We start from the raw sequence: 10,913 nt of genomic DNA, 5'->3' as shown, positions 1-10,913 counted from the left end.
TGTGGGCTAAGGAAATTGCCTGAATAATTTTGGGGGGGTGTTTTCGAAATCACCATTTAAATAATGATCGACGATTTTGTCATCATAATGATCATAAATAAGTTTTAAATGTTCTGGTTTCCAGCGGCTACCGAGCCATAGCATGCCTGGGGTTTTGTGAGCCTTTTTTTCTAAAGTTTCATTATCACTTAAATGGTGGATTAATGTCGCGATTTCATCGCCAAGCTTTAAAACTGCGCGCGCCGCAAGCATATGAAGCGTATCGCCGGGCACAAGGTCAGATGCGCATTGATGAACTACATCACCCGCATCCAGTTGATTGGTCAGGTCATGAACCGTCATGCCCGTCATTTGCGGTTCTAGCATATAACTAGGCCAAAAATGGGTGATCGCCCCTTTATACCATGGGGATAACCCGCCATGGCAATTCCATTTTTCACCGGAAACACATGCAAGTGTTTCATCATCAATCATGTGACATCCATATGTAATCAGAAGATCCGGGTTTATTTCTTTCAAGATAGAATGAACACGAGAACCGTTCAATTCGGATAGTTCGATTTGTTCAAGCCTAGTATCTGGCCAATTAATTTTACCAAACATTTCTGCTTCAACGCGGTCCCGTTCTGCGAAATGGTGGTTGAATAATTTTTTTATATCATCATCCAAATGATCAGGTGGGCTAGGGATAAAATTTTCACGATTTTCAATAATAACAGCAGAAAGAAAACCGCTTTCATGAATTTTTCTGGCGATAAATGCATGTCTTGGGTGGTTTCCTGTTATAAAAACGACTTTCATGATCTGTCTCTTATATAATTTTATTCAGGTTTAAATTTAATCAGACCTTCTTCACTTAATCTATCAACGACAGGCTTTAAATCGTCTAGGGTGCATTCGCATTTCCTGGCAATTTCGTAAAGACTGTTTTTCCCATCGGCATAATTCAGCAAAGTCAAAATTCTATTTAATATAACACGGCCATCAAATCTTTCGTCGGATGATGCCGTCCATGTATGTTGTGAATTTATAGATGGGTATAGATCACGTTTTCCAAGTTGAGGTTCACCATAAGGTGCTTGATTGATGGGATATTCAGCCTTTTCCATCATGATCAGCATTTCTTCAATTTGATCAACAGATGATATAACGCTTTCGATGGTCATGAACTCTTTCGTGTCCAGCGAATTGTGGTATCCATCATATTCCCCATAAACCGTTCTGGAAACTTGCCCCATTGGAAGATTAAGACCCGGTGCACAGAACTGACGTTCGTCCGAACCATGAATGGGGCTAAACGGGGTGACTTGCCATTTTTCCGGCTGGGTAAACGATTTATAATTAAAAATCTGATCGAAGATGGAATTGCCGTCACGGCTTGATTTAATGCGTATTTTTTCTTTTGGACCGCCAACACAGGTTAAAATCAAACCTGCTTCCAGATTATCTTTAAGATGTTCATGGTATCTGGATAAAAAACAAATGGAACCAATGGTTTCAGGATTTAATAAAAAACGGTATGTGTATTTCCGGTTTTTCCAGCTTTTGATCCGGTTATATAAGGCGAGCAAGGCAAGCGGACCGCTTAATTCATTATTGGCAAGGGATGGATGACATAAATAGCTGGTGAATAAAATTTCACGGTCTGTTTCCCCTTTCAAAAGTGATTGCGCAAACGGAACGCCGCCATCAACAAATTCTGATTTAATTTCAACTTTGTAATCGCCATCCTTTAATGCGGATCTTTGCTTTTCAGAAAGGCAGAAGCCCCATGTACGGTTATAATAACTGGTGACATAGGGAACCGCATCCGGGAGGTCTGGAAGACTGTGTAAATGATTTTGAAGTTCGGATAGTGGTAATGTTACTTCAATTGGTTCCGAATAATTTACAACATGCAGGTTTAAATCATCTGTATCGCAAATTAATTTACCATCGGGCCCCCATAAACGGGCGCGTTCAAAATGCCATTCTGGCGGTACTGTCCAGTCAAAAACGCTGGTGCCTGTTTTGCATTTTTCAATTTCAAGCGGCATATGTTTGCCCAAAATTTCAAATGATTTTTCAATGCCGGGGCCGGTAATGGATCGCATAATGGGAAACAAATCATCGAATGATTTATTGAGTAGATCAAATTCTTCCTGATTTTTTCCCATTATTTTCCGTAACTTATTGATTGTTGTTCAAGTTACTCTATCGTTCTTGAAGGTTTACTTCAAGAAAGTAATTACCCGCGGATCATGCCAAGGGCGTGTGTATATACATCAAGCAGGGCTTCTTGTTCCTGACGGTCATTTTCATCCATTTTGCGAAGGCGCACGATTTGGCGCATGATTTTTGGATCAAAGCCGGTTGATTTTGCTTCTGCATAGATATCTTTGATATCGTCGGCGAGTGCTTTTTTCTCTTCTTCCAGTCGTTCAATGCGTTCGATGAATGATTTAAGGGCATCGGCCGCAATGCCGCCTGCTTCTACGTCTACCATTTAAGTATTCCTTTAAATTATAATTTTGATTTCATTTCTTTATTTTTCTGAAGGCTTTCGTCCATCAGTTTCATTTGTTCGTCGGTGGCGGGCTCTTGATATTTATCTTTCCATTCACCGTAAGGCATGCCGTAAACGGTTTCGTATGCCTGATCCTTGTCCATATCAACGCCGCGTTCTTGTGCCTCTGCCGCGTACCATTTGGAAAAACAGTTTCTGCAAAATCCGGCAAGGCCCATCAGGTCGATATTCTGCGCATCGGTGCGCATTTGAAGATGGGCGATGATGCGGCGGAATGTGGCGGCTTCGATTTCGGTTCTTGTTTTTTCGTCCATTGTTGGCTCCTAATAATGAATGATATCGGCCATTTCTGGCATGTCGCGAATGATTTCAATATCTTCGGCGAGAATGCGGCTCCATTTATCGATGCCTCTTTGATGGTCGATTTCATTTTGTCTGATTTCAATATTCACATGGGGGAAACCGTGGCGGGTGCCATGTTGGTTCATGGTGTGATTTAATTCCTGTCCGCTGTAGGGTTCATTATCCCCGACGGTAAAGCCACGTTTTTTAAGGCTGTTAATCAGCGCCGCTGCCGCGCGTTTATCGCGGTTCCAAAGCATCCCTGTGTGCCAAGGGCGGTCAAAATCATTCATGCTTGGGGTAAAGCTGTGCATGTTGAAAATGATCGGGGCTTGCGCGTCATTCGCCTTATTTTGAATAAGTTTATCCGTGTTGTCGTGAAATGGGTGATAAAATCGGTCAATGCGTTTTTGTGTTTCGATGTCGCACAGATCTTTATTGCCGTGAATTTCATGGCCATCGCTTATTTCCGGGATAAGGCCCGCTTGATCAAGGGCACGGTTTGCATCGATCAAAAGACGCGAAAATTTTGCCAGTATCGCCGGTGCATCCAACATTTCGGCAAGATTTTTTGTGACTTCTGCGATGCCGATATCCCATGCAATATGCATTTCCAGCTGTTCATCACTTAACCCAAGCTGATTATATTCAGCAGGGATGTGATTGCTGGCATGTTCCGAGATCAGAACAATGTTGGCTTTGCCATCAGGATTTATTAATTCAAAAGGCATGTTTGTCCGTTTAAAGTTTTCGTGAATCGATTGTGTATTTTTATATCGAACTTTTAAGATAAGTGTAAAAATTTTTTCATTAAAATTACAGTTTTCTTCTGTACAGCTGACTATCACTATGTATTAATAACTGCCGTAAAAAATAATACTAAATAAAAGTGCGAGAAGATGTCTTTGAAAAATCACACAAAATATATGAAAAGCTTAATGGTTACGGGGTTAATAGCTGCCGGGGGCATGGGGTTATCCATAACTGGTGCGGTTGCGGCCGCATGTAACGATGATATGAATTGTAAATCATCATGGACAACCATCACCGCCGATCAAAAACAGGAAATTTTCGCGTACGCAGAAGATTATAAAGCATTCATGGATAAGGCCCGCACAGAACTTAGTTTCGTGACGGAAGCCATTAAAATCGCAGAAGCAAACGGATTTAAGCCGTTAAAAGACGATAGCCCAATGACACCAGGTGCAAAATATTACGATAACAACCGTGACCGCGCCATTTCATTAATCGTGATTGGTGAAGATGATTTTACCACTGGTTTCCACGTTGTGGGTGCCCATATCGATAGCCCGAGGTTAGAGCTTAAAAATGTACCGCTTTATGGAAAGGGCGAATATGCGCTTTTCCAAACCAATTATCACGGGGGAATGAAGCGCCACCAGTGGACAAATATTCCGCTCGCGATTATGGGGCGTGTGGATAAAAAAGATGGAACAACAGTTCAGATTAACATTGGTATGGATGAAAATGATCCGATCTTTATGATTCCGGAAGTATCACCACATACGGACCGCGGTTACGGTAATAAAACAGTAGCCAGTCATTTAACAGCCGAAGATATGGACCCAATCGTCGCCCATATTCCGGGACCAAACGGCGATGACGTGTCAAATCAGGTGGAAGCATTTCTAAAAACAACATATGGCATTTCACGTGGTGATCTGGTTTCTGCGGAACTGGCGCTTGTGCCAGCAATGAAATCACGCGATATGGGTTTTGACCGCAGTATGATTGCGGCCTATGGCCAGGATGACCGCCTTGCTGGATATGCCAACGTTCGCGCGATCCTTGAAATCGATCGACCAAATAAAACAGCCATTGCCCATCTTGTTGATAACGAAGAGGTTGGCAATGTGAACAATACCGGTGCAAAATCGCAGTATTTTTCAAATCTAATTTCGCGTCTTATTGAGGCAAAAATGGGTGATGATATGCGTGAAACTTATGTGCGCCGTGCATTATCCAACAGCCGCATGATTTCCATTGATGTAAACCCGGGAATTAACCCAATGCGCCCAAGTGCGTGGGAACCGCTCAATGCGCCACGTCTGGGATATGGTGTTAACTTAAAACTTTATGGCCGTGGCTTTAATGCCAATTCAGAATATATCGCGTACATCAGAAAAACACTGGATGATGCGGATGTTCCATGGCAAACAGCGACTTATAAGGTGGGAACTGCTGGCGGTGGCACAATTGGCGGCGAATTCGCACGTCAGGATATGAATGTGATTGATTTCGGTGTGCCTGTATTATCCATTCACACACCATATGCGGTAAGTGATAAGGTGGATGTATGGAACCTGTACCGCGCATGCCACGCATTTTTTGATAGATAATAAAAACATAACAAGGGAAGTTAGATGCATCGTAATAGACGCACCCGTATTATTGCCACATTGGGACCGGCATCAAATACATTTGAAACCATTAAAAAGCTATCAGAAGCGGGTGCAGATGTTTTCCGGCTGAATATGAGCCACGGCGATCAGCAAGGGATCGCTGATCTTTACTCTACCGTGCGTGATGTGGAAAAGGAAACTGGCCGCCCGATCGGTGTACTTGCGGATTTACAGGGGCCAAAATTACGGGTTGGTGTTTTTGCTGATGATTGCGTAATGCTGGAAGAGGGAAAGTCATTCATTCTGGATATGAGCAGTGAACCCGGTGATGTATCACGCGTTGAATTACCACACCCTGAAATTTATCAGGCGGTTCAGCCAAAAACAGAACTTTTGCTGAATGATGGAAAAATCAGATTACACATTGATAAGGTCGAACCGGAAAAAATCACAACAACAATTCTTGTTGGTGGCGAATTATCCGATAGAAAAGGCGTTAACGTGCCAAGCGCGATTTTGCCGCTGGCTGCATTAACGACAAAGGATAAAAAAGATCTGAATTTCGCGCTTGATCTTGGTGTTGATTGGGTTGCGCTTTCATTCGTTCAGCGCCCCGAAGATGTTCAGGAAGCAAAGGACATCATCAAAGGACGCGCGAGCATTATGGCAAAGATTGAAAAGCCATCGGCCGTTCATGAAATTGATGCCATTCTTGATCTTGCGGATGGCGTAATGGTTGCCCGTGGTGACATGGGTGTCGAACTTCCGATGGAACAGGTACCCGCAAAACAAAAGAAAATCATCCGTCACGCAAGACGTGTTGGTAAGCCGTCCGTGGTGGCAACACAAATGCTCGAAAGCATGATCACGGCACCGGTGCCGACCCGCGCGGAAGTATCCGATGTGGCAAATGCCGTGTTTGATGGTGCGGATGCGATTATGCTTTCGGCGGAATCTGCCGTTGGTGATTATCCGGAAGAGGCCGTATCAAGTATGAATAGAATTGCCAGATCCATTGAAAGCGAGCCTAGCTACTTAAGAATGCTGGATAAAGATGATACGGTACCAGAGGCAACAACAGCTGATGCGATTACGTCGGCAGCGAAGCAAGTCGCCAAAACCATCGAGGCAGAAGCGATTGTGACCTATACTGGTTCCGGATCAACTGCATTAAGAGCGTCCAGAGAGCGCCCACAGGCACCACTATTGGTGTTAACGCCGAATATCGCCACAGCCAGAAGACTGGCGCTTGTATGGGGATTAAATTGCGTTTATTCGCAGGACGCCGTGAACTTCCAAGATATGATTGATAAGGCCTGTCACGTCTGCTGTGATTATGGTTATACGACATTAGAAGATCGAATCGTGATCACAGCTGGAATGCCGTTTGGTACGCCAGGAAAAACCAATGTGTTAAGAATCGCACGCGTGCAGGATTATCACCTGAAGGATTAATTTCACTTTAAAATTAAGGATTTAATGAGCGGGGGAAATATTTTTCCCCCAAAAAGGAAGAAGGCCGAGCCCTTGGGGGGGAAGCTCGACCTTCTGTTTGAAACGGACAATGTCCGTTACAAATAGATATTACAGAAATGAGATTTTACTGTCAACTATCCTTTGTAAATTATTTAACAAATTAACCTTGTCTAGCTTTGAAGCGACGGTTTGTTTTGTTAATTACGTATGTACGGCCTTTACGACGGATCACACGACAATCGCGGTGACGACCTTTTAAGGACTTAAGTGAGTTTACGACTTTCATAATTTATCTCATCTGTTTAAATTCATATTTCGGTCTTTCGACCCGAAGGGATCATTGCCCTTCAAAACTTTGGAGGGAAACTATAGTGGGCGCGTTTAAAAGTCAATGAAATATATAACAAAAAATGAAAAAAATATGATAGTCTTTTTACAAGAATAAAAAATGATGTTTTTCTATCCCTTTTATTAGTTGGTATTTAGTATTTTTCATAATGTTAACAATAAGTTAGTATATTGTGCGTATTAATCAATAATCATAATAAAAAAAAGAGTGCCACATGAGCGACGTTGAACAAGAAGAAAAAAAGCCGTTAAAAGCGGTCGGTGTTGTCACAGAAACCCTTGGAAATGGCCTTCGTGCAATTTGTAATCTTGAGACTCTAAGGGAAATGTCGAGTGTAGATTATAACGATGTTGATCTTTCCCCGGGGCAAATCGGTACTATACTTAAAATCAAAGTGGCTAAAGGATATTTGTTTGTAACCGTGCGCGGTATCAAATCATTACTTGAAAATAATTTACCAACAAATCAGGTCTCGATGCAGCTGGATTATCTGGGGCACGGTATGCTTGCACCAATGACAAGATCGGGCATGACGTTCGACCGCGGTGTTAAGGATTTCCCCGTCCCAGGTGAAAAAATCTACCCCGTTACCACTAAGGATGTGGAAGCAATTTTTGGCTTTAATGATAGAAATCATTTCCATTTGGGGCAGGTCTTCCCGCAACATATTACCCCGGCATCATTTGATATTAACGCACTCTTAGGAAAGCATTTTGCCGTGCTTGGTAGTACGGGTACCGGTAAATCATGTACGGTCGCGCTCATTATCAGGCGGATTGTTGAACGTTTGCCCAAAGCGCATATTATTATGCTTGATCCGCATAACGAATATGAAACGGCCTTTTCTGATTGTGCGGAACATTTTGACATTAAAAATCTGCGCCTTCCTTATTGGATGATGAATTTCGAAGAACATATTGAAATGTTTATCGGAACTTATAAAGCCAATACACGGATGACAGAAATTGATGTGCTTCGCCGTGCATTATATGCTGCACGAGTTGATAATTCAGATTTTCTTTCACCAGATGAAATTACAGTTGATACGCCAATTCCTTATAAGCTTTCATTTTTGATCAAGTTCCTTGATGAAGAAATGGGCAAACTTGAAAACCCTGATAACATCACACCGTTTTTAAGAATTAAGAATAAAGTCGAAGAGCTAAGAAAAGATACGCGTTTTTCATTTATGTTCTCGGGTATGCTTGCCAATGATAACTTAGGCATGACATTAAGCAATTTATTCCGTTTTCCGGTTGACGATAAACCGATATCAACAATTGATCTTTCCGGTGTGCCATCGGAAATCGTGAATGTTGTGGTTTCTGTGATCAGCCGTGCCGTATTTGATTTCGCAGTTTGGAGCAGAGGCGACGACGCCAGTCCGATTTTGCTGGTCTGTGAAGAAGCACACAGATACGTACCTACTGACTTGTCGACTGTTTTTGCATCAACCAAAAAAGCGATTGAACGTATCGCGAAAGAGGGGCGTAAATACGGTGTTTCCCTGGGGCTTGTGTCACAGCGTCCTGCGGATGTTTCTGAATCAGCATTATCCCAGTGCGGTACTATATTCTCGATGCGGCTGAATAACGAACGTGACCAAAATTTCGTTGCACACGTTATGCCAGAAGGAAGTAGCGGTTCGCTTGCGTCGCTTTCATCACTTCAGAATAGAGAGGTCCTCGCGGTTGGGGAAGGGGTTGTGGCACCGGTCAGGATGCTTGTGGATAAATTGGAAGAAAATCATTTACCAAGCAGTGGTAGCCCCGATTTTGCAACCGACTGGCAACATACGCTCGAAGATCCTGATTTTGTTAATAAAACCATTTATAATTGGCGTAAATTCGGCCGCGGTGAACGGTAATTAAATTTTCAAAATCACTTTTCCAATGACGTCGCCACTTTCGAGGTGGCGATGTGCGTCTGCGGCCTGATCTAGTGGGAATGTTTTATTTACAATCGGTCCGATGTCACCTTTTTCAATGAAGGGCCAGATATGTTCGCGTAGATTCCTGGCAATATCCCCTTTAAAGGCATTATCACGGGGGCGTAACGTTGATCCGGTGATCGTCAGTCGTTTTAACATGACGGGTAATATGTTAAAGTCCACCTTTGGTCCGCCTTGTACGGCAATTATGACCAATCGTCCGTCCGGTGCCATTGATTTCACATTATCGGTCATATATTGGCCTGCCACCATATCCAGTAATACGTCTACTCCGCGTCCATTTGTATATTCCATAATCATTTCACGGAAATTTTCGGTTTTATAATTGATGGTGAATTCAGCGCCTAGTTTTTTACAAAATTCACATTTTTCATTACTGCCGGATGTGGTGATCACTGTCGCGCCATGTGCTTTCGCCATTTGAATGGCTGTTGTGCCAATGCCGGATGTACCACCGTGAATAAGGATTGTTTCATTTGGCTTTAAAGAAGCACGATCAAAAATATTGGACCAGGCGGTGAAATATGTTTCCGGTATTGCCGCTGCATGTGCCATATCAAGCCCCGCTGGTACAGGTAAGCAGCTATCCATGTGTGCAATTGTGTATTCCGCGTAACCGCCGCCGGATAATAATGCGCAGACCTTATCGCCAATATTCCATTCGGTTACATTTTCACCGATTTCAACAATTTCACCGGAACATTCAAGACCAAGAATGGGTGACGCACCGGGTGGTGGTGGATAAAGGCCATTACGCTGGACAATATCAGGACGATTGATGCCGGCATATTCAACCTTGATTAAAACCTCAACCGCCGCAGGGGCTGGCTTTTGGGTGTTTCCCATTTCCAGAACTTCCGGCCCGCCATCGCCATTCGTAATCACGGCTTTCATATTCATAAATGTTTCCTTGATTGACTATTTCATTAATTTATAAAGAATATAGTGAAGAATTTAAATGGATAAATAGGCTCATAAAAATGAATGATGAAGAACTGGATATCCCAAAAGGATCAATATTAAAACAACTGAACGAAGAAGACCTTACCGTTCATAGTGTGGAAGCATTAAATGACAGGGTGGCTGTATTAAAAGCGGAAATTCTGCGCACGGAAAGCGAAATTCAGAATAAAAAGAACGCATACGCCGATGCGGATAGTTTCTTTAAGTAAGAAAGAAACAAGCCCCCGCGGGAGGAACTACAGGGGCTTGATCTTTATTTGGGGGTTATGCAGCGTTTTCGTCGACTATTTTTGGTTTCGCGACTGTTTTGCCAATTTTAATCTGACGTGGTTTTAGGTGTTCCGGAATTTCACGTTGAAGATCAATCATGAGCAATCCGTTTTCAAATTCAGCGCCAAGAACCTTTATTGTTTCCGCAAGGCGGAAATGACGTTTAAAGGCACGTTTGGCAATACCGCGGTGCAAAAAGCGTTCTGGATCGGCTTCTTCTTCGCTGCCGTCGGCGGTTATGGAAAGAACGCCACCATCAAGTTCGATGACAAGGTCGTCTTCTGAAAAACCGGCAAGCGCCATTGTGATGCGGTAATCATCTTCGCTGATTTTTTCGATGTTATATGGGGGATAGGAAACATCGTTGTTTCCCACTGCATTTTCAAAAACCCGGTTCATATGGTCAAAACCAATTGTGGATTTAAGAAGTGGGCTAAGATCAAGTGTTCTCATATTTTTTTATCCTTTATGTTTAAGCGATAAGTGCTCGCAAATACCTCTTGGTCAGATGCGATATGTTTAAATTTTGTAAGGTGTTGCTTGTCATCCCATTGTGGCAATGACCATATTTTTGCCTTACAATTAATAGATAGGTGGGGAATAATTCTTTTCAAGTACGTAAAAAATAAATCATAAAAAAATAAAGGGGATTTTAAGGAATTGGTTCTATAATTTATTAATCTTACTTACCAA

General features: G+C 42.6%; 12 protein-coding genes. 4 read left to right on the top strand and 8 right to left on the bottom strand.

The features are described from left to right. Nucleotides 1–6: 6 nt before the first annotated feature. The 5 genes from KW060_RS09260 to KW060_RS09240 all read right to left on the bottom strand — a co-directional run bounded on the left by KW060_RS09260 (nucleotide 7) and on the right by KW060_RS09240 (nucleotide 3,579). On the bottom strand, nucleotides 7–801 hold the full coding sequence (locus KW060_RS09260) for a formyltransferase family protein (protein ID WP_249034535.1): 795 nt from the start codon (nucleotides 799–801) through the stop codon (nucleotides 7–9). 20 nt (nucleotides 802–821) lie between these two features. After that, nucleotides 822–2,156, bottom strand: a complete 1,335-nt coding sequence (locus tag KW060_RS09255) for a DUF4910 domain-containing protein (protein ID WP_249034534.1) — start codon at nucleotides 2,154–2,156, stop codon at nucleotides 822–824. A gap of 71 nt (nucleotides 2,157–2,227) precedes the next feature. Beyond that, entirely contained in the window at nucleotides 2,228–2,485 is a 258-nt protein-coding gene (locus KW060_RS09250; RefSeq protein ID WP_249034533.1) for a DUF2312 domain-containing protein, read from the bottom strand. A 17-nt stretch (nucleotides 2,486–2,502) separates the two neighbouring features. Continuing rightward, nucleotides 2,503–2,820 carry a DUF1244 domain-containing protein gene (locus KW060_RS09245; RefSeq protein WP_249034532.1) on the bottom strand — a complete coding sequence of 106 codons (318 nt, stop codon included), beginning with the start codon at nucleotides 2,818–2,820 and terminating at the stop codon, nucleotides 2,503–2,505. 9 nt (nucleotides 2,821–2,829) lie between these two features. Beyond that, entirely contained in the window at nucleotides 2,830–3,579 is a 750-nt protein-coding gene (locus KW060_RS09240; protein WP_249034531.1) for an N-formylglutamate amidohydrolase, read from the bottom strand. A 237-nt stretch (nucleotides 3,580–3,816) separates the two neighbouring features. On the opposite strand from KW060_RS09240, the gene KW060_RS09235 reads away from it, so the two are divergent. Together KW060_RS09235 and pyk are read left to right on the top strand one after the other, a co-directional pair. Beyond that, nucleotides 3,817–5,208: a zinc-binding metallopeptidase family protein gene (locus KW060_RS09235; protein WP_274757240.1), complete on the top strand. Its 1,392-nt coding sequence runs from the start codon at nucleotides 3,817–3,819 to the stop codon at nucleotides 5,206–5,208. Nucleotides 5,209–5,232: 24 nt separating this feature from the next. After that, a complete protein-coding gene (pyk, locus tag KW060_RS09230) occupies nucleotides 5,233–6,666 on the top strand; it encodes a pyruvate kinase (protein ID WP_249034529.1) in 1,434 nt (477 codons plus the stop codon). A gap of 181 nt (nucleotides 6,667–6,847) precedes the next feature. On the opposite strand, the gene ykgO is transcribed toward pyk, so the two are convergent. Then, entirely contained in the window at nucleotides 6,848–6,973 is a 126-nt protein-coding gene (ykgO, locus tag KW060_RS09225) for a type B 50S ribosomal protein L36 (RefSeq protein ID WP_249034528.1), read from the bottom strand. Nucleotides 6,974–7,250: 277 nt separating this feature from the next. Between ykgO and KW060_RS09220 the strand changes: the two genes are divergently transcribed. After that, a complete protein-coding gene (locus KW060_RS09220) occupies nucleotides 7,251–8,903 on the top strand; it encodes an ATP-binding protein (protein ID WP_249034527.1) in 1,653 nt (550 codons plus the stop codon). On the opposite strand, the gene KW060_RS09215 is transcribed toward KW060_RS09220, so the two are convergent. Further along, the gene (locus KW060_RS09215) at nucleotides 8,904–9,887 is read right to left on the bottom strand and encodes an NAD(P)H-quinone oxidoreductase (protein ID WP_249034526.1); all 984 of its coding nucleotides are present in this window, start codon (nucleotides 9,885–9,887) and stop codon (nucleotides 8,904–8,906) included. It lies immediately after the preceding gene. A gap of 80 nt (nucleotides 9,888–9,967) precedes the next feature. On the opposite strand from KW060_RS09215, the gene KW060_RS09210 reads away from it, so the two are divergent. After that, the gene (locus KW060_RS09210) at nucleotides 9,968–10,159 is read left to right on the top strand and encodes a DUF1192 domain-containing protein (RefSeq protein ID WP_249034525.1); all 192 of its coding nucleotides are present in this window, start codon (nucleotides 9,968–9,970) and stop codon (nucleotides 10,157–10,159) included. A gap of 55 nt (nucleotides 10,160–10,214) precedes the next feature. Here the strand turns inward: KW060_RS09210 and KW060_RS09205 are convergent, their stop codons facing one another. Then, nucleotides 10,215–10,673, bottom strand: coding sequence for an Hsp20 family protein (locus tag KW060_RS09205; protein ID WP_249034524.1), 459 nt, complete (start codon nucleotides 10,671–10,673; stop codon nucleotides 10,215–10,217). Nucleotides 10,674–10,913 lie beyond the last annotated feature (240 nt).

Origin of the sequence: Pseudemcibacter aquimaris, from assembly GCF_028869115.1 — a bacterium.
Lineage (GTDB): Bacteria > Pseudomonadota > Alphaproteobacteria > Sphingomonadales > Emcibacteraceae > Pseudemcibacter > Pseudemcibacter aquimaris.
This window is presented reverse-complemented; position numbering and strand designations above follow the sequence as displayed.